Below are 23,962 nucleotides of genomic sequence, written 5' to 3'. Positions count from 1 at the left end.
GTCCAGAAAAAATAAAACTGAAAATTCAGACATCATTTATGCGACGGTAGTGTTCATTAGTATATAAAATATTTAACTGTTATTGTAACAATTACAAATAAAGTTTTTTCTTTGCAATATAATTATTGAATTTATCGATTCCAACATATTAAATTAATAAATTTTTGTAAAATGCATTTACAAAGAATCAATAAATTAGAGAGTATAATTGACTTTCATAACTCACTACAACAGACTATATTATAAATAATAAACTCCATTATGAACTTATTAGTTTCATAATGGAGTTATTAAAATTTAACTTCTTAAATAATATTTGAAATTACATAGGAAAAGATAAATGTAAAGAATACGATTGCAAGTACAATGCCTAAAACAATTGCTACAAGTACAGATTTCCAAGTGTAGCCCTTCAATTCCTTTACTGAAGAATAATCAATTTTTCGATTGTGGATAAGCAGCGAAACATTTGCTGTTATCAATAGTAAAATTGTGATTCCAACAAACATTCCAATCATATCTGGCTTGAGAAAATTCACTGTAGAATTCCAATTCATATAAGATTGTAGGAATGCGATACAACCTATTATCAAATAAACAATGTTTTTTAATTTGCTCTGCTTATACCATTCATCACCTAGTTTTTCTTTTTCATAGATCGCTACTTTTTCATAAATTGGAATGATTGACTTTGTAGACCCGCCTTTTTTCATCCGAACACCCGCATGAATGAAACATAGTATCCCTAGTACAAGAAGAATATGGGCAATGTTCATTGAAAAAAATATCATTAAATAAAAAAGTATAAGGCATGATAACAAAATGACATTTGTAACGGCTAATTGCTTCATTCTTAAATTTTTGATTTCATTTCCATTCATTTCTCCCACCCCTCAGGTATTTAAGTGTTCTATGGAAAATATTTCTATATTTATTATACACAATCTGTTAATTCCTGAGAACTTAAGTGGTTTATGAAATAATATTTAAGGGAATAGGTTAACGAAATGCATTAATATTGGAGGCTATTTTATGTGGAAAGAATTTAAAGAATTCGCTATGAAAGGAAATGTAATTGATCTTGCCATTGCGGTCGTGATTGGGGCTGCATTTGGACAAATTGTTTCTTCTCTAGTGGACAACATTATCATGCCGCTTGTCGGCATTCTTACAGGAGGAATAGATTTTACGAAGTCATTTATATGGCAAGTGGGAGATGCAACTGTTTCCTTTGGAATATTCCTTCAAAGTGTTATTGACTTCTTAATCATTTCTTTTGCCATATTTATGTTTATTCGAATCATAAATAAGATAGCAAAAAAGAAAAAAGAAGAAGCTGTGGAAGAAAGCGCACCTGAGTTAGATACGAAGGAAGAGTTATTAAAGGAAATTCGCGACTTATTAAAAGCCCAAAATACAAATAATTAAAGTTTGTAGTGATTGGGTAAAAAAATAGGCATAACATATTTTCTTAAATATGTTACGCCTATTTCTTTTACTCATCCTATTAATTTAACTTCCCTTTTTCTTTACAGCAAACCAAATCTCACTATACACATTGTTCATATCACTTAAATCGCCTGTAAAGGAAATGTTGGGAGCTTCTACTAATTCATAATCCGATGAAGGTAGCCATTCTGAAGCAACTTTCGCCCAAGTCTCTTGCATGACGTTTGGAAATGGCCCTTTTGATGAAAAAATCGCCCAAGTAAGTGCAGGAACTTCAACGACATCAAATTCTTCAAAATCTAAGTTTTTTGTAGTTAAGTAGCCAATCATATGATCAAGGCTTCCTTTTTCCTCCATACATCCATCATCTAAATTATAAGATGCGTTTACGACTTGGAATGGTTCCATATTGGCATAGCTTCTTAATTTTTCCCTTTGTTCTGGGGTAATGCTCTTTGCTAATTCTACTATTTCTTGATTAATTCCTTTAAATTGAATGGGAACTCTTTTTTTCTTTCCTACAATTTTAAAGGATTCCTTTTTCTCGATTCTATAATCCATATCGATTCCTCCCTTTATGGTTAATTGGAAGGAGAGCTTTGGAAATGCTTTTAGCTTCGTTGATTTTTTTACTTCAGACGGACTAATACCTGCCCATTCTTTAAAAGCACGAGAAAATCCGTCTACCGATTCATATCCATATTTAAATGCGGCTTCCGTGACACTCATTCCCTCATTTTGCAAATCAAAGGTAGCGTTAGATAATTTTCTATTTCGAATATATTCACCTAGAGTCATTCCTGAAAGAAATGAAAAAATACGTCTAAAATGATAAATCGAAGTCCCTGTAATTTTCTCTATCTCCCTTTCATCTATTTCGTCATTCAAGTGAGCTTCAATATATTCTAACGCTTCATTAAGACTTTTTAGCATTTTCCTCCCTCCTTCAGTTTTTAGTTTAGTATCTGACTCATTTTCGTACCCGATATTCTTAGAATGACTTTTATCGGATAATGATGAAATGAACTGGATTCGAATCACGAATAGTCTTTTATTATTCCGAAAAACACTTTTTCAGATTATAACCTATACAATAAACCATCCATACTATTCAATACAGCTTGAAAATAAAAAACGAAATAAGCCGTAGTAGCCTATTTCGTAAATGATGAAAAATCATTAATCATAATCATTTTCTTGATCGATTTTGATGATTCGCCCATTTCTTGCGAGAATCTCCACTTCAAAAATTTGTCCCTGTTCTGTCATAATAAAAACTTCATAAACTAAAACACCATTTTCTAAGTCCATATCGATATGCATTACTCTTCCGGGTACGGCTTGAAGGGCGATTTGTTGAGCTTGTTGCATTGTTACCCTTTGATTAAACCTAGATCCTTGACCATATGAAGAGTACTGATTCAAAAAGTAGTCCTCCCTTTATGTTTATTGCTTGTTTAACGGTTTGACCCGTTAAATCTAACTGGTTTATGTATATGCATGCATAAATAGTCGGGTTCCTGGACTATTCTTTTAGCAAAATCATCTTAAACATTTAAAAGATGCATTTGACATGTAAACAAAAGGTTTTATATAATGCAAAAAAACGAAACCAAATGGTTTTATATTAACTGAAAGAAAGTGGGATTTTTAATGGAAAAAACATTGCCAAATATTCAACAAACAGTCATTATTAACGCACCTATCCAAAAAGTGTGGGAACAAGTATCGACTGCAGAAGGCATTGCAGCATGGTTCATGCCAAATGATTTTATAGCAGAAGTTGGTCATGAATTCCATTTGCAATCTCCTTTTGGTCCTTCTCCTTGTAAAGTAACCGAAATTGAGCCACCACATCGTCTTTCTTTTACATGGGATACAGAGGGTTGGTTTGTTACCTTTAATTTAAAAGAGTTAGGTGAAAAAACTGAATTCACACTTATTCATGGTGGTTGGAAAGAGTCTGACGAACTAATTAAAAAAGCGAATGAAAAAGCTTCTGTAGTTCGCGAGAGAATGAATGGTGGCTGGATTACAATTCTTGAAACGCTTCGCAAAACTTTGGAGAACTAAGTGAGCGCTTCTCAACAAAAACACGACGTATTCCATGCAATTGCTGACCCAACCCGTAGAGAAATCTTGAAGCTACTTGCTGAAAAGGAATTAGCAATTTCAGAGATTACATCCCACTTTCCCATTAGTCGCACAGCCATTTCCAAACATTTACGGATTCTTACAGAAGCAGAACTGGTTAGTGGGAGAAAAGTAGGTAGAGAAAAAATATATTGGCTTCATCCGGAGCCGTTGAAAGAATTAAAACAATGGCTTGCTTTTTATGAAAAGTTTTGGGAAAACAAACTTACAACATTAAAACATGTTGTGGAAAACTCGGAAGATTCGGAAATCAAATTAATAAAATCTGAAACACAAAAAGACCCGAAAACATAAATTCGGGTCTTTGTAAGTTTTATCCAAAGTCTTTTTACATCTTTCCAACATATAATGATTTAAATCCAAAAAGCTTTTCTCAATTTACATTATCCAAAGGCAATGTGTAATCAATTATAACTGGTATTCCCCCATAATTTTATTGGAGGTTTCTATGACAAATTTTTATTCATTCAGTGGAACTGTTACTGCCATTAGCGATTTTTTTACAGGTCAACGTGATGAAATTGAGGGCTGCAATAAATTGTTTACCGTTGAAAATGACGATGGTTTAATTGTTCATTTTATTGTTTCCCCTTCAACTTACTTCATTGATCAAGAAACAGTCAAAATTGGGGATAAGGTGACTGGTTATTATGATGGAGACTTACCCGCCATCCTCATTTACCCACCTCGATATCAAACGATTGTAATGGTAAAAGAGTATCCGAATCGAAACGTTAAAGTAAGTTATTTTAATCATCAACTATTAAGCAGTGATGGCCAATTACAATTACATTTAACCCCTTCTACTCCCATATTGTTAACAAATGGTCAGTTCTTTTCAAAATATCCTGGAAACCGCGATTTAGTCGTGATCTATGGTCCAACAACTCGTAGCATCCCTGCACAAACTACTCCATATCGAATCATCGTTTTATGTTAAACTTACTATTTCTCCATGATGACAATCCCCAATCGTTAGAAGATCTTCTTACAATTGGGGATATTACTTATTTCACCAATTATGCGTTCTATCGTATTTAAGCACTCCTCTAGAACCCCTCTTTCAAATTTCTGTTCACAATGCTAATATAGTCAGTAAAGTAAAAAAAAGAAGTACAAACTAAAAAGCATCATAATTGACAAAAAGATACTAAAGGGGTAATTAGAATGAATATAGAACCAGATCTTTGTCGTGTTGAAGATGCTTTAGGCATATTAGTCGGAAAATGGAAACCCATTATCTTATTGCATTTATTGAAGAATGGTACTCAAAGATTTAGTGATTTAAAACGAAGTATACCTGGAATTACACAAAAAATGCTGACCAATCAATTACGTGAGTTAGAAAACGAGGATATTATTCAGCGTGTTGTCTATCCACAGGTTCCTCCTAAAGTGGAATATTCGATTACCGAGTACGGCCGGAGCTTAGAACCAATCTTACACGCAATGCACGAATGGGGAACAAACCATATCCAGCATAAAAAACAAAAAATGAATGAATCGATGAGTAAATAAATACTGAAAACACCCAGTTTCTTCACTAGATAGCTGGGTGTTTTCAAAAAATAAAAGAAAGAATCATTCACATTCTGGTTCAATATCCAATTATTTTAACCTTCATTTCAACCTGCAATAAAATGACTTGCTTAAACGACGGTCTGCTTCTCACCACTATCTTGTGCTTTCCCCTTGAATGTGTAATGTGTTAACACTTCTTTTTGCGGTTGCTGCAAATTGAAAAATCATCATTATTAGAACAATCACTATCATTCCAACTACTGCAGAAGTAAAGCTGTTCGTTGCGTCATAAATCCAACCGAGAATAATAGGACCTAATGCACCAATTACATAACCAGCAGATTGTATCATGGCCGACCAAGAGGCTGCTTCATGAGCGTTATCTGTAGCATCAATTGGCAAAAGAAGATTTAAAGGAAACAATCCGCCTGCTCCAATACCTATCAATGCAGAAGCTAGCAACGGTTCAATATTTAGCACGAGTAAAATAAATCCAACAAGTTCTATTATGGATTCTACAATCAACCAGAAACGACGGGAGTGAAACCTTCTTAACAAAATTGGAAGCACTAGGCTAACTGGTATTTGCACGACTACGAAAATTGTTAATGCGATTGCGGCGTAATCTTTCGTGTACCCCATTCCTTGGATGATTTGAGGTAGCCATGCCGTAATTGAGTAAAATAGCATACCCATCAGACCAAAGGACAATGTAAGAATCCATGCTTTACCGTTCCCCCACGGCAATTGAACTTTTGTTCCAGAAGTAGCAGTGTGAGCTGATTTTTTGACTTGTTGATTTACAAATAACCACCAGATAACTGCAGCTACAAATGCTATAATTGCCCAAAATGCAAGGGAAGTTTGCCAGGAGTTAAAGCTATTCTCTAGCGATGTAGAGAGTGCAGAACTAATTGCTGCCCCCAAAGTCAGAGCTACGGTATATACTGAAACCATAAAAGGTACTTGATTAGGAAAATGCTCTTTAATGAAACCAGACAACAGTGGACCTATCAAAGCGATACCGATACCTGCAATTATAGCTGTTGTTACTAGAAATGATACAGAATCTGTGAACAAACGAATAACAGTACCAACTCCAATAATTAAAAGCGATAAGCCGATTACCCGTTCAATTCCCCATTTTCCCCCAGCTTTCACGGCGATTGGAGAAAAAAGACCCATACAAAGCACTGGAATGGCAGTCAACAAACTTGCGACAGCTGCACTCATTCCAAGATCTGTTCTAATGCTCTCTAGTAAAGGGGCGATTGAGTTAATAGCTGGACGTAGATTTAGCGAAGCCATAAATAAAGCGATAATTAATAAGACACTTTTTTTCATCTAATATCCCAACTTTCTTTATGCTTTAATTAGATTCATTCAAAAAAGTACCGTTTCTATAATCTTCACATACTTGTTGAATATCTTCTTATTCATAACGAATGGGCTCCTGCCAAAAACAAGTTCACCATGTCGTTCCCAAGGACCCGATTCGATAATCTTTTGTTGCAAGTTTTGTTTTAAATCCCTCCATTAAATTGTTTTGTTCAACGAAATCCATTATGCCAATGAAGTATGAAAGTGATAAGTAGGCACTTTAATGTGGTTTAGTTTCTTTGAAGATACTATTGGAGATGTAGCAAGGTTAAGACTATAAAATTTAATATTTACTTCCCTCTTTTCTCCGTTCTGGCTTGTATCAAATATTCTGTTAATGTTATTAAATTCTTCCATTTAATTAATAGAAAAGAAGTTGATACTTAACTGGCTTAAATATAATAAAAAAGGAGAATCCTTCTTTTACTTTTGTACATGATGAATGTAATGGATATCCTGAAAGTTTTTTAAAACCTAAAAAAATATAAACCCATGAAATTTTGCAATGTGCAAAACTTCATGGGCTATTTTTCTATTTAGGAGGATTTTGTCCCAGCTCCTCCTCAATTTCTATTCTAATATTCTCATCTTGTTATTCAGATTTTCCTAACTCGCCTTTTTTATTTTTTATTCTTCTTTTCATTACTTTTGCCATTTGTTTAGAGCTTAAATCGCCTTCGCATTCCAATTTTTCAATGATGTTCAGATAATCCTCTTCATTTCGGTTTTGACTTAATTTATAGGCAGCTTGCAATTCTTGAATTTTAATTTTTATTCCAACAATTCCTTTGATTTGTTTTTTTGTTTGAGCAGAAAGATTTTCCCATAATACAGGATTGTTACGATGCCCTTCATATTTTTTTAATAATAAAATAAGATCTTCTTCTAACTCAGTTTCGTTCATAATACTAGCTTTTCCATAAACATGGACAGCTTGATAATTCCAAGTTGGTACATTTTCATGGCTATACCAAGATGATGAGATATATGCGTGTGGACCTTGGTAAATTACAAGCACGTTTTCATTTTGTGATTCAAAGCTTTTCCATTGAGGGTTGTTGATAGCTAAATGTCCCGTTATATAATAATCATCCCCTTGCTTTCGCAACTCCAACGGTAAATGAGTAGCAATTGGTTTATTTTCAAATGTCGAAACAATCGTGCCGAAGGAGTTTTTCTGAATAAAATCAATAATTTCGTCTATATCCGTCACCCTAAAATATTTCGGTATGTACATGTTAATCAACCTTCCAATGTTTTGATCATAATCAAGTCAGTCTGTTCTTCATCGCCCATATGAAAACAGTGAGATCCTTTTTGAACAAATCCCATTTTCTTATAAAAACCAATTGCATTTTCGTTCTTTTCCCAAACCCCAAGCCAAATTTTCTTTTTATTCCATTCCTTTGCAACTTCAATCGCTTTATTTAGCAAGGATTTACCAAGTCCATGCTTCTGAAATTTCTCTCGAATATAAATTCTTTCAATTTCAAGGAATTCATCGCCCATTTTTTCCGTCTGAGCATCATCACTATTGACTTTTAAGTAACCCGCCAATTCATTTTGGTAATAGACAAAGAAAAATTGTGAATGAATATTGGATAGCTCTTTCTCTAATTGTTTTATATTAAATGCCTTTTCTAAATATACTTTCATATTTTCAGGTGAATTTTGATCTTTAAATGTGTAATAAAACGTTTCAATGCCCACTTCTTGTAATGTGTGCAAATCTTCAAGGGTACATGTTTTTATTTTGATTGTCATAGTGAACATCTCTCCTCATATCAATAATTTCGTTTGTTTCCCTTCTTAACGTATTCCCAATCTTTTTCAACATTTTTTCTTACCCGCTGCAAAAGATTGAATAATGTTTCCACTTCTACTTCAGATAATCCTTGTAAAGCTACAGCGTTAGAATGATCATGTTCTCTTATTAAAAACGGATAAACATTATTGCCTTTCTCGGTCGCATAGAGTTTCTTAATTTTTTTATTTTGTGGATCCTCTCGCTTTTCAACAAATCCGTTCATTTCTAGTTTTTTTATTGCGCGTGATGCAGTTGTCCGATCCACTTTGATCATTTCAGCCAACTTTTCTTGAATAATTCCTGGGTTCTCACATATTCGTACAAGGTACAAATACTGACCTTTTGTTAAGTCATATTCTTTAAACTCGATATTACTGATTGAATCTAGTGCTCGTGCTATCATCCCAATTTCACGAAGAACTTCTTTCATAATGAACTCCTTCATTTTTATTGCAAATGCAATATTTTTAATTCATTTTAATCAAACTTTGTTGCATTTGCAACAAAAAATAATTGAATATCTACATAATTTTAGGGTGATAATTCAAAAGAATTTGCAATCTTTCATAAGAATAAGTAGACTTTATATTGAAATTGAATATATTAACCGGGGGCTTGCGGAAGCAGGCTGAGAGTACGACTAATCCGTCGTTGACCGTTTGAACCTGATTTGGGTAATGCCAGCGCAGGGAGTGTAGTAAGTCGAATTATGCACTTTGCTTAGGCAGAGTGCATTTTATTTTGCGGAAAGGGTGAAAACCGATGACTCAGCAACGAGAAATCATAGAGGAACTTTCTCAATTTATCAAAAAGAATCAAGCTTCAGAAGAAGAGTTTAATAGCTTGGCTTTACATATTTTTAATTATCAATACAAACATAATCTCCCCTATCAAACATTTTGCCGCCAAAAAGGAAAGACACCGCGGCTTGTGAAAAATTGGCGAGACATTCCTTATGTGCCGATGAGTGCCTTTAAAGAGGTTCCATTGACATGTTCAGATCCAGAGGCAGCGGTTAGAGTCTTTATGACAAGCGGAACAACCCAAGGAAAACAAGGCAAACACTTTCATTCCACTCTCGAAATCAGAGAACTTTCCATGATTATCAACTTTAAAGAACGGTTTATGAAAGAAACAAATCGCATCCGCATGGGAATTTTGTTTCCAACTGAAGAGAAAATGCCGCACTCATCCTTAGCCCATTATTTAGCTCTTGTCATGAAAGAGTTTGGCACAGAGGACAGCTGCTATTTATTAAAAGAGAACGGCGTACATATTCAAAAAATCATCAGTGAGTTGGAACATGCCGAAAAAACAGGAGAACCATTTGCTTTGCTCGGAGCAAGTTTCAGTTTTGTTCATTTGTTTGAGGAATTGGAGCGTTTAGGAAAAACGTTTAATCTGCCGAAGGGAAGCAAAATTCTTGATACTGGTGGTTATAAAAATAAATCAAAGGAATTGGATTTAAATGAATTTTATCAGTTGCTTGAAAGATATTTCGGTGTAGATAGAAGCAATTGTATTAATATGTACGGCATAACAGAGCTAAGCACGCAATTTTATGATGATGGCAATGAGGTCGTTCCATCTATAAAAACTGGACCTAGTTGGATTCGTACGAGAGTCATCAATCCGTTAACAGGTGAAGAGGTTCCAGAAGGAGAACGTGGTGTTTTAGTTCATTATGATTTAGCGAACTTTAATTCCGTAATGGCGGTTGCTACTGAAGATGTAGGAATGGCGGTTGATGAAGGATTTTATCTGTTCGGTAGAGTTCAAGGTGCCGAGGCAAGGGGATGCTCGCTAGCGGTAGAAGAGTTTATTCAATTGGCGAAAGGAACAGCAAAATGAGAATAACAGCTGGATATATTCCAAATATCGCAGAAACGAAATTTGATAAGAAAATCCTGAAGTTTCAGGATTTAGAAGTGGAACTGCCTCTCCTTACATTAGAGCAAATGCAGAGGGTCATTGACACGGTGAAAAGAGAAAGTGCGGAAATCTTAAAATCACTGTCGGTATCAACAGTAGTGGACATCATCGGTTATGTAACGGAACAATTTTTGGACCGCAGTTCATCTTATCGACAGCAGGCGGAAAAGTTGCTTCCGATTGTCACCGGCTATGATGAGGAGGTAATTCGCCTTGGTCTTACATCTTTTTTAAAAACATTTCGCAAGCACGAACTCCAGCGTTTCCTAGTAGAAGATTTAGGAAATCCATTATTATTAGATCATTTTCAGCCGCGCGCAAAAGGTGGTTTTTCAAAAGCAATTGGACCAGAACTCATTACCCATGTATGGGCAGGGAATGTTCCAGCACTGCCTATTTGGAGTTTCGTATCTGGTCTGCTAGTAAAAGCAGGAAATATCGGAAAAGTTTCAAGTTCTGAACCTCTTTTTGCCGGCTGGTTTGCAAAAGCCTTAGCAGAGGCCGAGCCGAGTCTTGCCAATTGCTTTGCAGTTGTGTGGTGGAAAGGCGGCGATGAAAAGCGAGAGAAGATGATATTTGAAAAGTCGAATCTCGTTATCGGATACGGTAACAACGAAACGCTGCAAGCTTTAAAAAAACAAGTTCCCATTACTACTCGCTTTTTACCTTTTGGTCATAAAGTAAGCTTTGGCATCATTTCAAAATCTGCCTTAGATGCGCACAAAGCATGGCGAATTGCTCATCAAGCCGCACTTGATGTCATTCGTTACGATCAGCAAGGTTGTTACTCACCGCACTTATTTTATGTGCAAAAAGGCGGAAAAGTATCGCCAGTGGAATTTGCCCGCTTGATTGCGGGGGAGCTAGAAAACTTCGAAAAGCGTTATCCAAGGCGTAAGCTTTCCATGGAAGAATCAGTTGCCCTTGCTTCATGGCGGCAAAAGGAAGAAATGAGCACTTTTACAGAAACAGGAAAAGAAGTGCTTGGAACTTCCACACATCAATGGACGGTTGTTTTTGAAGAAGAGGAAAAAGTTTTTACGGCAAGCCCGTTGAATCGAGTTATTCGGGTTATTTCTTTTGAAAAATTAGAAGACATTCTGCCATACATCAAGCCATACCGCTCATTTCTTCAAACGATTGGTATGGCCGCAACCCCTAAAGAACTTTTCCACTGGGCAGAGTTGTTGGCTAACGTTGGCGTAACACGAATCACAGCACTAGGAAAAATGACTTCCCCTGAAGCAGGTTGGCATCATGATGGACGCTTCAATCTAATGGATTTAATTCAAATGGTAGACATCGAATCATCGGCAATAGTGGATAGTGAACAATTTGCTCCTTATGTTGATTAGGAGGTTTTTAATATGAGTTTTTTGGTAATGGAGGATGTAACGTACAGTTACGAACAAGGAAAAAATCAAATTTTACGTGGGATTAGCTGGGAAATCAATAAAGGAGAGTTTCATTGTCTGCTTGGAAAAAGTGGCTGCGGAAAAACGACCTTATTAAAGCTTGCTGCTGGCCTGCTTTCATCTGAGAATGGAAGCATTCGCCTGCAAGGAAAGGAAGTAATCAAACCTTTACCTAATTGTAGTTTTGTCTTTCAAACTCCAACTCTATTGGAATGGAAAACAGTTATTGAAAATGTGCTTCTCCCTATTAAATTGAAACGGAAAATCAGAAGTGAGGATATGGAGCAGGCAATGGAATACTTAGAGCTTGTTGGGTTAGCCTCTTATCGAGATTGTTACCCTTTACAGCTTTCCGGTGGACAACAAAGCCGGGTCGCTCTTGCAAGAGCCTTAATGCAAAAGCCTTCTTTATTATTTTTGGACGAGCCTTTTGCAGCATTAGATGCCATTACAAGAGAAGAACTGCAAGATGATCTTTTAAGAATGTGCTATATGCATAATATTACTGTGCTCTTTATTACCCATGATATTGCGGAAGCTGTATATTTATCCGATAGAGTTGCTGTCATGGCACATGGAGAAATTGTCTATCAAACCCCCATCATGCTTGAACGCCCACGTAGAATGGAAATGAGATATGAGCCTTATTTTAACGAACTATGTTTCACGTTACGTCAAGTGATGAATGGTGAACGCTTATGAAAAAAACATCCGTTTATTCATTCTTATTATTCATTTTTTTACTAGTTATTTGGGAAGTAACATCCAAGTCCTATTCCGAACTTGTATTACCAGCTCCTTCTGTAATAGTACTCACCCTTGTTGATGGACTTTTAAGCGGCTATTTTACACAGCATATTCAGCGGACTGCCGCTGAGGTAATTCTTGGTCTCTTTTTTGGTGGTGTAGCTGGATTTACGGTAGGAGTTCTAATGGGAGAAGTGGCCTTTTTACGTAAGCTTCTGTTTCCTTATATTATAGCGAGTCAAGCAGTTCCCAAGCTGGCATTGGCTCCGTTATTTATTCTTTGGTTTGGCTTCGGCATGACGTCCAAAGTTGTTATTACTGCGCTTGTATGCTTTTTCCCATTGCTTGAAAATACAGTAACAGCTATTCAGTTAAGCGATATACAAAAGCAGGAACTATTTAAAATGCTTGGTGCAACACGGCTACAAACATTAATTCACTTAAAAATTCCTTCTGGTATGCTGGGCATTTTAGCTGGACTTCGTGTTTCGGTTGTCCTTGCAATTGTGGGGGCGGTTGTCGGAGAATTTATCGGCGGCAGTGAAGGACTAGGGGCGCTTATTATCGCAACCCAAGCAATGATGGATACCGCCCTTATGTTTGCCACATTAATTTTATTAACAATTTTCGGTATGATTCTTTACTTAACTGTATCTTGGCTTGAAAAAATGTGGATGAAAAGATTGAAGAAGGAGATATGAAAGATATGAAGTTGAAACATATAATCATCGCATTTCTTTTATTACTTCTAACAGCATGCGGTTCAAAAGAGGAAGGCTCGAATGAAAAAGAATCATTTGCACAGCTGACAGTTGCACTCTGGAGCCAGCCTATTACAGAATCCGTCAACCTATTAGTCGATGATGAAAAAGGATTTTTCAAAGAAAAAGGCATTGATTTGAAGGTGATTCCCGGTGCTGGTGGTGGAGATGCTATTAAAAATATTCTTTCCGGTCAAGCAGATATTGCCTTTACTGACCCTGGATCTCTTTATTTTGCTTTAGCCAAAGGAGAAAAATTAAAAGTTATTTATAATATTTATCCACAGAACGTGTTCAATATTGTGGCGTTAAAAGAAAGCGGTATTGAAAAGCCAGAAGATTTGAAAGGAAAAACAATTGGTGTTTACAGCCTAACAAGTGGAACGCGACAAAACTTATTAATCCTTCTCCACCAAGTTGGTTTGACGGAGGATGATGTCAAGATTGTGGAAACAGGCATATCAAATTTTGCCCCACTAATACAGGGTCAAGTGGATGCAACTGCAGCAACGGATACCGGATTATACCTTGCAAAACAAAAAGGATTAGGCGATGTAAATATAATTGAAGTGAGAGATTATTTAAATATACCAAGTGATGTCTTTGTTGTGACAGAAAAAACGTACGAAGAGAAAAAAGAGGAATTGAAGCGTTTCGTTGCCGCATACAGAGAAAGCGCCCAATGGATGCTTGAAAATCCGGAAGAAGCTGCAAAACTTGCGAAAGAATTTGCTATTGATGGAAAAGATGAAAACATCAATTTAGAGATAATTAAGCTACGTAATGCTTCTTCAGTTTCAGAAGATACGGAGATAAAAGGATTAGGGGCTATTGATGCCGATGTATTACAAAAGGGAGCAGAAACATATCAACAGTTAGGTTTAGTGAATAATCAATTGGACATGTCTCAAGTCGTGACTGAGGAATTTTTGGAGGTAGAGCAATGAACTTTGAGGGGAAAGTTGTCCTAGTTACCGGAGCAAGCCGCGGCATTGGTGCAGCAATTGCTCGTGCTTTTGCAAAGGAAGGGGCTTTTGTCATTGTCAATTATTTGCAGAATAAAATGCTTGCTGATAAAGTGGCAGCTGAATGCATACAGCTTGGTGGTGACTGTTATGCCATTCAAGGAGATGTTACATCTGAAGAGGCTGTGAATCAAATGATTGAGGAGATTATGTTAGAAGCAGGCAAAATTGATGTAGTCGTTAACAATGCCTTTAAATCCTTTCAGTTTAATCCTGAAACTCGCAAGTTAGCTTGGGAAGTGCAATGGGAAGACTATCAGGGGCAAATTGATGGAGCAGTACGCTCAGCCCATTATATTTGCCAAGCAGTCATCCCCATCATGAAAAAACAAAGCCAGGGCAGTATTATTAATATCATTACAAACTTAGTTGAACGCCCCATCGTCCCGTATCATGAATACAATACTGCCAAGACCGCACTTATGGGGTATAGTAGAAATTTGGCTGTCGAAGTAGGCTCCTTTGGCATCCGCGTCAATTGCGTCGCCCCTGGTCTAGTTTATCCAACAGATGCGAGCCGAACAACAAAGGAAAATCTAAAGGAGCTGATTATCGCTCAAACGCCGTTAAAGCGAATTGCCACTCCAGAAGATATTGCTGGTCCTGTTCTGTTTTTAGCCTCTGACTGGAGCCGCTTTATGACTGGACAAACTCTTTATGTCGACGGCGGGTTTGTAATGTAGTAAGGGATTGCTCGCAGTATTTTATGCTGCAGCAATCGCTATTTATTTTTAAGACAAATTATATAAATAAAAAAACTCCTATTTGTATTGCAGTACAAATAAGAGTTTAAATAAAGTTTGTTTCCATGCTACCTCCTGAATTTATGTTGTTAAAAAGAGGGTTCGGGTTCGGATTTCAATATCCCATAATACAAATACTATTTCATTTATCAGAATCCCCATGCTCACTGTCTACAGCAAAGTCAGCAAATTTACGTATTGCTCCATCGACAAACATTTGATGGTCAATATCCAGTTGATTATATAAAGCTTCAAATTCTTTTTCATCCATTATTTCGATTTCGTTCATGATTTTAGCCACAATTTCTTTTTGCTTAGAATTACTCACCATACCACTCAACTCCTTTCATTGATTTATTAATTTAATCATATTGAATTTTTTAATTACCATTTTTTACAATACCGTGTCGTTCTTGAACAATCTATGTAGTTTATTTTTTATACCGTATACTCCGTTTCGAAATGAAAAGGTGCCAATACAAAATAAAAAAGACTGAATCCTAATTGGATCCAGTCCGAAACTATCAATTATATATGGTTGCCTGCTTTCTAACAGGAGTAGAAACGACTTCGATAACTTTATTCACTTAGGAAAGATTATATTTTTTTACATGATTTCTATTGATAAAAATACTCCTACAAAATGGCGTTGATTGGATGAGTATTTATAACTTCACTAATAGATATGCGTAATTGGTAGTTTCCAAATTTTGAAATTTCATCCAATAATGAATTTAATGTCTCTTGGATATCAAACTTAACTTTTAATAAGAAACAGCCGCTCCCTGAAATACGATGTGCTTCAATAATTTCTTTTTTACTGTTTATAAAATGTTTAAATGCCTCGTGATTATTTGAATCATGGAAATAATAATAAACGCAGTATAGACCTAATTTTAATTCATCTACCATCAAAGAATATGACTTAATGACTCCACTATCTTCTAATTTTTTTAATTCTATTTCCTATTGCTTGACCAGACATATGAATCAATTCTCCGAGATCTTTCCATTGAATACGAGCGTTATGCGTGAGTAATTGGAGTATTTGGAAATCAATATTATCTAATTTCATTTAAAACTCCTTTCATTGTGAAACCTATTTGACTAAAAAACTTTCATCAACTTATCGAGAAGTGTTTTATTTTTTATTATCATTACATCAAATTTATGTTTTATTATAACAAATTCTTAATGAGGTGATTTTGATGAACACAGCATTAATAATAATCGATATTCAAAATGATTATTTTCCTAATGGAAGCTTGAGTTAAATAAAGCTGAACAAGCAGCAGCAAATGCAGCGAAAGTTTTAAAATGTTTCCGACAATACAATAAAGAGAAGATTTTTCACGTACAACCTATTGTAGTGGATCCTTCTAAGGGTTACTTACTCCCTGATACGGAGGGCGTTGAAATTCATTCAAGTGTGAAGCCTTTAGATTCAGAAAGCATTACGATTAAACATGCACCTAACAGTTTCTTAAACACGGATTTAGAAAAAAAGTTAAGAGAAAAAAACATCACAAAATTGGTCGTTGTTGGTATGATGACACACATGTGTATTGATGCTACAGTTCGTGCCGCTGCTGATTTAGGTTTTCAAGTAACTTTAATCGAAGATGCATGTACAACAAGAGCTTTAAGATATAATCATATTGAACTAACCGCTGAACAAGTACATTATTCGTTTATTGCTGCAATTAACGGAACTTATGCACAGATTTTGTCAACAGAAGACTTTTTAAATCAAAATCGCTAGGTAATTAGAGATTGGAGATAGCTACCTAAATTTATTTAAAAATCTAATGATGAATATGTATAACAATTAAATGATGAACAGACTTACATTTTAGATATCCTTTATGTTAATGAAACAGAAGGATTGAGGAAGTAGTCTATTATTATCCCACTCTCTATTAAACAATAAGACCTATCCTTCTTATGTTTGGATAGGTATTAAAATTTTCATTAGTTCATGAATTTATTAGTCGTCAACAACATGTAAACAAATAATAAAGCTGTGAACTATCAACTCTTCAAATCCGCATTTTATATGACTAACTTTTGAAAAATAATAAAGTTATGAACCTAAAAACCATTTTTATCCACTTCAAATAAATTGGAATGAATAATAAAGTTGTGAACTGAACTTCCGTTATTTGTAAATGCTGCTTATAAAAAATACAGCATACTGTTTTTTACTACAATACTCTGTAAACGCTCCCGATTGTTGAAGATTATTTATATTTATAACTGTTAAACGTTAATCAAGAATTAAATGTTTATCCATCAATATTGTGTTCGTCCATTGGCCATTCTTTTTAGCAATCCCTTTTCGTACACCCACAATTACAAATCCTGCCTTTTTGTGAAGGTGGATACTAGCTAAATTCACTTCAAATATAGATGCTTGCAACATCCAGTAACCCGAGAGTTTGGCTTTCTCAATTAAATGTTGAAGTAATTGTGTACCTACCCCTTTGCCCTGTGCTTGAGGGTGAACATAAATACTAACTTCTCCTACGCCTTTATAAACCTCTCTTGAAGAAACAGGTGTAATGGATACCCAACCCAAAATCTTTTTATTTTCTTCATAGACATATCGAAGATACGGATGATATTTTTTGTCCCATTCCTTTATAGAAGGAGCTTTTGATTCAAATGTAGCAATTCCCGTATCAATTCCTAATTGATAAATTTTTAGTACATCTGGTATATCTTCCTTTTCTAAAAAACGAATCATTATACAAAACCCCTTTATTATTGGCAACACCCATCAATACCTGTATGACAAACACCCGTTTCAGGAAGTGATAATTTCACATCAAGAGCTGCTTCTGTATCTCCTGCAAGATGCGCAACAATTGAACGTACTTGTTCATAACCAGTAGCCATTAAGAATGTTGGAGCGCGTCCATATGATTTTGAACCAACGATATAAAAATTCGTTTCTGGTTGACGCAATTCCTTTTCTCCATGTGGTGGAACAGTCCCGCAACTATGCAAGTTTGGATTAATAAGTGGTGCTAATTTTGTAACAGCTTCTGTTGCAGGATCAACCTCATAACGTAGTTCACTAATAAATGAGAAGTCTGGACGATTGCCAGTATTGACAATTAATTCGTCGAACGGACCAATTTTTTTATCTGTACCTTTAAGAATCAATCCTTCTTCTTTTTCGAAAATAGATTGAATATAAAAAGGTGTTTCTACATAAATCACTTTTTCAGAGAGGATTTTTTTCATTTTTAAGCCAAGTTCACCACGTGCAGCTAATTCATCGGCAGTTCCACCACCTAGAGCATCTTCCACTCGTTTTTTGCGTAAAATCCATGTAATTTCAGTTTGTGGATGGGCATCTTTTAATTCCACTAATTGAAGTAGTGAATTGATTGCTGAATGTCCTCCGCCTATAACTGCAATCCGTTTGTTTGCATAGCGTGAAATATTAGCTGGCACGTTAGGAATTTGATAATTAATTTTATGTCTGGCTGCTTTTTCGCTTGGTAACATTACCCCATGACTAGCAGCAGGATTCGGATTTCCCCATGTACCTGTCGCATCAATAATTGCGCTAGCTTTATACATCTTTGTTGCCTGCCCGTTTTTAGTGAAAATTAAAAAAGGCTTATTTGCTCGATTAGACGATTTCATTTTATCAGTATCTAATTTTGTAATCGCAATTACTTCTTCATTCGTATGAAGCTGCTCTTTAAATAGCTCACTTAGAGGAAGTAAATAGTCTTCTCGTAATGCTTTACCTGTTGGAATTTCTTCTTTATTCGGCATCTTCCAGCCGTTTTTTTCTAATATTTGTTTAGCAGCACTGTCTACATTATATTTCCAAGAAGAAAATAGCTGAACATGCTCCCAAGAAGCAACATTTGCAGCAACCTCATTTTTTTCGAATATGATAAATGGCAGATTGTAAGACTTTAAATGGGCAGCGGCAGCTAATCCAATAGGACCTGCACCAATGATAGCAACTGGATATTTTAATTCACAACACCCTGAATTAGGTGTGCAACAAGATGAATTTGGTAAGATAGTAAATTCCATTTTCATTCCTCATTTCTTAAAATTATTTGAAGCGCCTGTTTAAAATTAGCAAGCGTAATAGGACCAAGTGAAGATAGATCACTTTGAAAAAAGTGTTGAGTCATATATTCTTCAAGATTTTCAACTGTAGTGATGTTAGTTTGTAAAACAAGTTGCATATATGACGTGAAAAATTCGACTGATTTATTGCCAGATTTGTGTATTCGCATCAGTTTTTCTCCCTAGCAAACAATCGTATTCGTTCTTCAATCGCATCCCGTACTGTTTTAAATACAAGCCATTTTTCTTCTTCTGTTCCACTCGCTTTTGCTGGATCATCAAATTTCCAATGTTCTCGTTTTACATGAGGTGGCGTTACAGGACATTTGTCAGCTGCATCTTCACACAGAGTCACGACGAGCGTGGCGTTATTTAAAATATTGTGGTCAATGGTATCTGACGTTTGATTTGAAATATCGATGCCAACTTCAGCCATTGCTTTTACAGCCATCGGGTTTAATCCATGTGCTTCAATGCCCGCACTTTTAATATTCCAGTCTGATAAATATTTTTTGGCAAACCCTTCAGCCATTTGTGAACGACATGAGTTGCCAGTACATAAAAAATACAACGTTTTCTTTTCCATAAAATAAACACCTTTCATTAAAAATACGTAGTGCGACATAAAGACCGATTAAAGTAAACAACAAAATAGGTATCGTTAATAGAATCCCTGTTTTCAAATACATCCCCCATGAGATTTTGACCCCTTTTCCTGAAAGTACATATAACCACACAAGAGTAACGGGCGATTTGAACTAACAGCATAGCATTCATTCTATTGATTACTAAGCCAACATAAGAGAAATAACAATGCCAACAAGTAAGACTATTACAGCTCCTTCCATAGTAGTCCCACCAATATTCAGTCACCTAGGCTGCCAAATAACAAACATTTATGTTGTGATAGAGAGTTCTTGCTAACAAGAACATGTATTTCCTCCATCATTAGTTTTTAATTCGTTAATAACTGCTTCGACAACAGGGGACAGTTGATCAGCAATTCGATAATATTTCCACGTACCTTCTTTTCTTTCTAAAATTATGCCTGCATCTTTTAACTTTTTTAACTGCTGGCTAACAGCAGGTTGCGAAATACCGAGCACTTCAACAAATTCACAAACACATACCTCACCATTTTTCATACAAGCTAAGAGCGTTAGACGATTTTTATCTGCCAATGCTTTTAATTGTTTTTCTAATAAATCCAAAATGAAACCTCCAATTCTTTATATAAGCAATTGCTTATATATAACATACCATCATTCTTTATATAAGTAAATACTTATGTATTAAAAACCCGTGGTGCTAGTTGAGTCTTAACGCTCAACTAGCCCAAGAACAACAAGGAGTAAGCCAGTAAAATACCATCCAGTGCCGTTTCAAATCCAGAAACCGAGTTTGCTCGAATCTCGGTGATCCGATACGAATCGACTAAAATCGAAAACACGGTTTCCACCACTTTACGTTTTCGCTTCATCCACTGTTTCCATGCGTCCGATTGGCGAATTCGCTGATTTTTTCGAACGGGCGTCCAAAAAGCGATTCGATGCTCTTCGTACAGCTTCTTTTGCAGCTTTTGGCTGATATACCCTTTGTCACCTAGGTTATACGGATGTGGAATTTGTGTCATGACGGTCTCCGCAGCCATCCGATCATGACAAGACGCTTCAGTGACGACATATCCCATCGGAAGCCCTTGGTCGGTGACCTGCAGATGAAGTTTCAACCCATAGAAAGCGATCTTTTTCGAAGCACAATAGCCAATATCGGCAATTCCACGAAACCGTTTGGCACGATACATTCGGGATGAATGACACCGATCGATCGGCAAGCTGTCCACGACCGCATACGCATGGTCTGCCCGCGTTTGGCCAGCTGGTGCCGTATCCACTTGGTCGCAAAGCCAAGCGCTCGGTAGCGATGGTTGTACCGAGAACGTTCAGGGAACAAGGCCTTGGGAAACAAATTCCCGATCACAAACTGGTGCCAAGCCCGTTCGGAAGTGAAGCCCAGCAACTTTCCAAGGACATGGATGGTGATGATGACTTCGTCTTTCTGTTTCAACCAATGACGATTTCGACGTTGAAGATGAATCTGGATGCTCGACAGTTGAGCGGATACAAAGAATAAAATCGCTGCATATTGTTTTTGAAGTTTGGCTCGATCTGTTGTAAGATGAAAGTGCTCTTGCATGGGGATTCTCCTTTTGATGTTTGGTCGCACTTTCATTTTAAGAAGATCTCATGCAAGGGCTATTTTTATGCTTATCTGATTTTATTAATTAGAATTTATTTATTTAAAATGAGGATGTCCCAAAAGCGAACGCTATGCGAACACTTTTGGGACATCCTCATTTCATTGAGAAATTTGAGATGCAACATAATCAAGATTATCGGAACTCAAATGTATCTAGAATTATAAAATATCCCCGTTCATCAAATTGATGATGGTGTTGCAAAACTAGAGTAAAAACTCGAAGTTATGCATAAGGATGCAGCATAACACATGTAGTAAATATCGATGAAATCCATACCATCGTGGCTGTTCCACCCCATCACTCTTTCGCTCGTTAAATACCCGTTCAATCCCGCGGCGAAGCCCAAACAGCCATTGGCCAAACCTCGTTTTCAAAAAGACAGGAAGAACCCGGCCATAGGCATCTTTCCGTTCCTCGCTATTTTCGGCGGTTGATGGGAGAAAGGAATAAGATTCCTGCTTGTTCGGCTGTTTGTCGAATCTTTTCGCTGCCATACGCGGCATCGCCTAACACAAACTCAATATCCCATTGCCCTAAAGAAATTACCATGGAATGGGGGGGATTTGTGTTGCACACAATTTGAAAAAGTGGGCGGCCACCGTCCACCCAATAAAAAGAAAAAGGGAGAACATACGGGGATGAGAAGAAGCAGATCCTTTGAGAGAACAAAAAATATCCAAATAATGTAAAAGAAAAAGCAGGAGGCTGTCCTCAAAAAGGTCGTTTTACCGATCTTTTGGGACAGCCTCTTTGTTACGTTTTATCAGGCCCTGCCTGATTCCACACCTTCAGTGAGGGCAAAAATTCCTTATGCTCTTACATGAGAAACCATAAATGTGGTAACTCGTCAACCTTCATTCTGTCAGATTTACCGTCGACAAACACCAAATAATTTAAATCAATTGTTTAACTGCAGAAATAGCTTCATAAACAAAATAACCCGAAAAACCAATTAACACTATACCAGCAATAATAGAACTTACTTTTATCATCGAACGGCTCATTAACTTTCTTGTAGTAGAAACAATGGTTAATAAGCCAATGTCATGTAGTAAAATTCCGGTTAACACACCCGTCCCAATGGTGATAAATTTAATTGGATTCGCCATATCATATGAGTTGGTAAGAACCGACCCGAATACGCTTAGCCAAAACACTATATTCCCTGGAGATATCGCAACAAGAAAACCATTTCTATATGAAGAAAACCAAGATTTTGTTGGCTTTTCACCTGATAATGTGATATCATGATCCGCATTTTTAATAGAATCATAACCAATTAAAAACAAAAATACTGCACCAACAATCCACATCGGGATTTGAATAAACGGTTGCTTCAAAATGGAGGATAATCCGAAATAAAATGCTGCGATTAAAGCTAAATCAATCGTCATACCTCCTAATCCAACAGCCCAACCATGCCAAAAGCCATTCTTGAGACCTTGCTTGATCATTTCTACAGAAATGGCTCCAATTGGCATGGCAATAGAAAGGCCCACAATAACATAAGTAAGATACAATGCCATAAAACCCCACACACCTTTATAAACTTAGTATGATGTACAAATCAGTAATTCTGATTATCAAGATTTAGGATGGAATGGACATACCCCTTTTCTTGGATTATTGTCATCAGTGATTATATACTGTTTCCATTCTCTGTTGCTTTCGTCTCCATATCTTCCTAGATCCGGATGGATTGGGAGATTTTCTATCGACTCTACTTTTGATCGAATTAAATCAATAGCCTTTGGAGTAATATCAGCAAAAATTCTTCTAGGTTGAAAGATCAATATAAGGCTTTTTCCCATGTTCCTAGTAATTCTATGTTTATATGCTGGCATATTAGCTGATACAAAAATAGGTTCTCCATCAAAACAAAATTCCCAAAGTGGATCATCTGGATCAGTTGGAATATTTGCATTCCATTCTTTTTCATCATTCTCATGTAGATATTTTAAAATATTCCAAAAATAATTTTCATAGTAATCAAATGACTGTTCTGGAATTTCAGGTTGCACAAAAACAACCAAAGCATGTTTATTATGCTCATTTTCTCTTGATAATTTCAAAAACTCTCTTAATACATTCGGTAGAGGGCTTAAATCATGATTTTCTATATAAAAATATCTTAAATCGCCTTTTTTCTCAGCGATAGTTCCAAAGTGGCAAGGGAAATTCTTATCAGAAACAACTTTTTCCCAATAAGAATATTCATCTTTTAGCCATTCTGGTATATTATTACCATATTTGAGATCTGATTTGGTTAACATTGAAATGGCTCGTTGCAACACTTTTCTACTCAACTCCACTCAATTCCTTGTCAAAATTCTACATTTATTTTCTATTTTTCCTAATAAAAAGTATAGCACAAAATCTTTAATCCATAGCAAATAATTCCATAATATTTTTCACCCTTCAATTAATTGTATACGTGATTAAATACAGATATTTAACGTATTAATAATACGAATTATCTTTACACCATATGTATTAAAAATAAAATATCACCTTCAAACGAGAAGGTGATGATATAAATTCATAAAAAATGTTGTTCCTCAATATAGAAAACAATGCTGATTTTTCTACGGAATAGCACCCTATCGTTGAAGAGCACATTAGTTTTTTAGATAGTATTGAAGGCTGAGTAGTTAGCTTTCGTTCAAA

General features: G+C 35.9%; 26 protein-coding genes, 5 pseudogenes and 1 riboswitch. Of the genes and pseudogenes, 12 read left to right on the top strand and 19 right to left on the bottom strand.

Annotated elements, in window-relative coordinates; all coding sequences use genetic code 11:
- Window positions 1-305 precede the first annotated feature (305 nt).
- Window positions 306-881 (bottom strand): hypothetical protein, encoded by a 576-nt coding sequence (locus NST00_RS04100; RefSeq protein WP_016839034.1) that lies wholly within the window; start codon window positions 879-881, stop codon window positions 306-308.
- Between the two features lie 151 nt (window positions 882-1,032).
- Here NST00_RS04100 and mscL point away from each other — a divergent pair, with 151 nt between their 5' ends.
- Window positions 1,033-1,428: a large conductance mechanosensitive channel protein MscL gene (mscL, locus tag NST00_RS04095; protein WP_016839032.1), complete on the top strand. Its 396-nt coding sequence runs from the start codon at window positions 1,033-1,035 to the stop codon at window positions 1,426-1,428.
- A gap of 84 nt (window positions 1,429-1,512) precedes the next feature.
- Here mscL and NST00_RS04090 read toward each other — a convergent pair whose 3' ends face one another.
- Both NST00_RS04090 and NST00_RS04085 read right to left on the bottom strand, forming a co-directional pair.
- Window positions 1,513-2,382: an AraC family transcriptional regulator gene (locus tag NST00_RS04090; protein ID WP_016839031.1), complete on the bottom strand. Its 870-nt coding sequence runs from the start codon at window positions 2,380-2,382 to the stop codon at window positions 1,513-1,515.
- Window positions 2,383-2,628: 246 nt separating this feature from the next.
- Window positions 2,629-2,874: a PepSY domain-containing protein gene (locus NST00_RS04085; RefSeq protein ID WP_016839029.1), complete on the bottom strand. Its 246-nt coding sequence runs from the start codon at window positions 2,872-2,874 to the stop codon at window positions 2,629-2,631.
- 228 nt (window positions 2,875-3,102) lie between these two features.
- Here NST00_RS04085 and NST00_RS04080 point away from each other — a divergent pair, with 228 nt between their 5' ends.
- From NST00_RS04080 to NST00_RS04065, 4 genes are all read left to right on the top strand, one after another.
- Window positions 3,103-3,522, top strand: coding sequence for an SRPBCC family protein (locus NST00_RS04080; RefSeq protein WP_016839027.1), 420 nt, complete (start codon window positions 3,103-3,105; stop codon window positions 3,520-3,522).
- Complete coding sequence (locus NST00_RS04075) at window positions 3,523-3,897, top strand: ArsR/SmtB family transcription factor (protein ID WP_016839025.1); 375 nt, start codon at window positions 3,523-3,525, stop codon at window positions 3,895-3,897.
- Window positions 3,898-4,051: 154 nt separating this feature from the next.
- Complete coding sequence (locus NST00_RS04070; protein WP_096550141.1) at window positions 4,052-4,543, top strand: hypothetical protein; 492 nt, start codon at window positions 4,052-4,054, stop codon at window positions 4,541-4,543.
- A gap of 227 nt (window positions 4,544-4,770) precedes the next feature.
- On the top strand, window positions 4,771-5,121 hold the full coding sequence (locus tag NST00_RS04065; protein WP_168412086.1) for a winged helix-turn-helix transcriptional regulator: 351 nt from the start codon (window positions 4,771-4,773) through the stop codon (window positions 5,119-5,121).
- Window positions 5,122-5,277: 156 nt separating this feature from the next.
- Here NST00_RS04065 and NST00_RS04060 read toward each other — a convergent pair whose 3' ends face one another.
- The 4 genes from NST00_RS04060 to NST00_RS04045 all read right to left on the bottom strand — a co-directional run bounded on the left by NST00_RS04060 (window position 5,278) and on the right by NST00_RS04045 (window position 8,741).
- Window positions 5,278-6,468: an MFS transporter gene (locus NST00_RS04060; RefSeq protein ID WP_016839020.1), complete on the bottom strand. Its 1,191-nt coding sequence runs from the start codon at window positions 6,466-6,468 to the stop codon at window positions 5,278-5,280.
- A gap of 628 nt (window positions 6,469-7,096) precedes the next feature.
- A complete protein-coding gene (locus NST00_RS04055; protein WP_016839018.1) occupies window positions 7,097-7,741 on the bottom strand; it encodes an FMN-binding negative transcriptional regulator in 645 nt (214 codons plus the stop codon).
- A 5-nt stretch (window positions 7,742-7,746) separates the two neighbouring features.
- The gene (locus tag NST00_RS04050) at window positions 7,747-8,268 is read right to left on the bottom strand and encodes a GNAT family N-acetyltransferase (RefSeq protein ID WP_016839017.1); all 522 of its coding nucleotides are present in this window, start codon (window positions 8,266-8,268) and stop codon (window positions 7,747-7,749) included.
- A gap of 20 nt (window positions 8,269-8,288) precedes the next feature.
- Complete coding sequence (locus NST00_RS04045) at window positions 8,289-8,741, bottom strand: MarR family winged helix-turn-helix transcriptional regulator (RefSeq protein WP_016839016.1); 453 nt, start codon at window positions 8,739-8,741, stop codon at window positions 8,289-8,291.
- 167 nt (window positions 8,742-8,908) lie between these two features.
- Window positions 8,909-9,020, top strand: a riboswitch (TPP riboswitch).
- Between the two features lie 53 nt (window positions 9,021-9,073).
- Between NST00_RS04045 and NST00_RS04040 the strand changes: the two genes are divergently transcribed.
- The 6 genes from NST00_RS04040 to NST00_RS04015 are packed head-to-tail and all read left to right on the top strand — an operon-like array spanning window position 9,074 to window position 14,874.
- Window positions 9,074-10,162: a LuxE/PaaK family acyltransferase gene (locus NST00_RS04040; RefSeq protein ID WP_339287673.1), complete on the top strand. Its 1,089-nt coding sequence runs from the start codon at window positions 9,074-9,076 to the stop codon at window positions 10,160-10,162.
- A complete protein-coding gene (locus NST00_RS04035; protein WP_340709654.1) occupies window positions 10,159-11,598 on the top strand; it encodes an acyl-CoA reductase in 1,440 nt (479 codons plus the stop codon). The genes NST00_RS04040 and NST00_RS04035 overlap by 4 nt, the downstream gene beginning before the upstream one ends.
- 12 nt (window positions 11,599-11,610) lie before the next feature.
- The gene (locus NST00_RS04030; RefSeq protein ID WP_168412081.1) at window positions 11,611-12,360 is read left to right on the top strand and encodes an ABC transporter ATP-binding protein; all 750 of its coding nucleotides are present in this window, start codon (window positions 11,611-11,613) and stop codon (window positions 12,358-12,360) included.
- Window positions 12,357-13,106, top strand: coding sequence for an ABC transporter permease (locus NST00_RS04025; protein ID WP_168412080.1), 750 nt, complete (start codon window positions 12,357-12,359; stop codon window positions 13,104-13,106). Before NST00_RS04030 ends, NST00_RS04025 begins: the two co-directional genes overlap by 4 nt.
- A gap of 5 nt (window positions 13,107-13,111) precedes the next feature.
- Complete coding sequence (locus tag NST00_RS04020; protein ID WP_340709653.1) at window positions 13,112-14,113, top strand: ABC transporter substrate-binding protein; 1,002 nt, start codon at window positions 13,112-13,114, stop codon at window positions 14,111-14,113.
- Window positions 14,110-14,874, top strand: a complete 765-nt coding sequence (locus NST00_RS04015; RefSeq protein WP_340709652.1) for an SDR family oxidoreductase — start codon at window positions 14,110-14,112, stop codon at window positions 14,872-14,874. The genes NST00_RS04020 and NST00_RS04015 overlap by 4 nt, the downstream gene beginning before the upstream one ends.
- A 202-nt stretch (window positions 14,875-15,076) precedes the next feature.
- Here the strand turns inward: NST00_RS04015 and NST00_RS04010 are convergent, their stop codons facing one another.
- The gene (locus NST00_RS04010; RefSeq protein ID WP_168412078.1) at window positions 15,077-15,265 is read right to left on the bottom strand and encodes a hypothetical protein; all 189 of its coding nucleotides are present in this window, start codon (window positions 15,263-15,265) and stop codon (window positions 15,077-15,079) included.
- A 305-nt stretch (window positions 15,266-15,570) separates the two neighbouring features.
- Window positions 15,571-16,009, bottom strand: a pseudogene (locus tag NST00_RS04005) (Lrp/AsnC family transcriptional regulator).
- Window positions 16,010-16,142: 133 nt separating this feature from the next.
- On the opposite strand from NST00_RS04005, the pseudogene NST00_RS04000 reads away from it, so the two are divergent.
- A pseudogene (locus NST00_RS04000) lies at window positions 16,143-16,696 on the top strand (cysteine hydrolase family protein).
- Window positions 16,697-17,200: 504 nt separating this feature from the next.
- Here NST00_RS04000 and NST00_RS03995 read toward each other — a convergent pair.
- From NST00_RS03995 to NST00_RS03950, 10 genes and pseudogenes are all read right to left on the bottom strand, one after another.
- Window positions 17,201-17,680, bottom strand: a complete 480-nt coding sequence (locus tag NST00_RS03995) for a GNAT family N-acetyltransferase (RefSeq protein WP_016839575.1) — start codon at window positions 17,678-17,680, stop codon at window positions 17,201-17,203.
- Between the two features lie 17 nt (window positions 17,681-17,697).
- Window positions 17,698-18,996, bottom strand: coding sequence for an NAD(P)-binding domain-containing protein (locus NST00_RS03990; RefSeq protein ID WP_016839576.1), 1,299 nt, complete (start codon window positions 18,994-18,996; stop codon window positions 17,698-17,700).
- Window positions 18,997-18,998: 2 nt separating this feature from the next.
- Window positions 18,999-19,205 carry a hypothetical protein gene (locus NST00_RS03985; protein WP_016839577.1) on the bottom strand — a complete coding sequence of 69 codons (207 nt, stop codon included), beginning with the start codon at window positions 19,203-19,205 and terminating at the stop codon, window positions 18,999-19,001.
- Complete coding sequence (arsC, locus tag NST00_RS03980; protein ID WP_016839578.1) at window positions 19,205-19,621, bottom strand: arsenate reductase (thioredoxin); 417 nt, start codon at window positions 19,619-19,621, stop codon at window positions 19,205-19,207. Before arsC ends, NST00_RS03985 begins: the two co-directional genes overlap by 1 nt.
- Before the next feature lie 19 nt (window positions 19,622-19,640).
- Window positions 19,641-19,787, bottom strand: a pseudogene (locus tag NST00_RS03975) (ArsB/NhaD family transporter); the annotation flags it as partial.
- 168 nt (window positions 19,788-19,955) lie between these two features.
- Entirely contained in the window at window positions 19,956-20,246 is a 291-nt protein-coding gene (locus NST00_RS03970) for an ArsR/SmtB family transcription factor (RefSeq protein ID WP_016839579.1), read from the bottom strand.
- 108 nt (window positions 20,247-20,354) lie between these two features.
- A pseudogene (locus tag NST00_RS03965) lies at window positions 20,355-21,231 on the bottom strand (IS982 family transposase).
- Window positions 21,232-21,498: 267 nt separating this feature from the next.
- A pseudogene (locus tag NST00_RS03960) lies at window positions 21,499-21,844 on the bottom strand (transposase); the annotation flags it as partial.
- Window positions 21,845-22,188: 344 nt separating this feature from the next.
- On the bottom strand, window positions 22,189-22,821 hold the full coding sequence (locus NST00_RS03955) for a LysE family translocator (RefSeq protein ID WP_168412077.1): 633 nt from the start codon (window positions 22,819-22,821) through the stop codon (window positions 22,189-22,191).
- 57 nt (window positions 22,822-22,878) lie between these two features.
- Window positions 22,879-23,607, bottom strand: coding sequence for a YqcI/YcgG family protein (locus tag NST00_RS03950; protein WP_425471037.1), 729 nt, complete (start codon window positions 23,605-23,607; stop codon window positions 22,879-22,881).
- Window positions 23,608-23,962 lie beyond the last annotated feature (355 nt).

Origin of the sequence: Ureibacillus sp. FSL K6-0165 (genome assembly GCF_038004285.1) — a bacterium.
Classification (GTDB): domain Bacteria; phylum Bacillota; class Bacilli; order Bacillales_A; family Planococcaceae; genus Ureibacillus; species Ureibacillus thermosphaericus.
The sequence above is the reverse complement of the archived record's forward strand: the minus strand, read 5'-3'. Positions and strand labels throughout refer to the sequence as shown.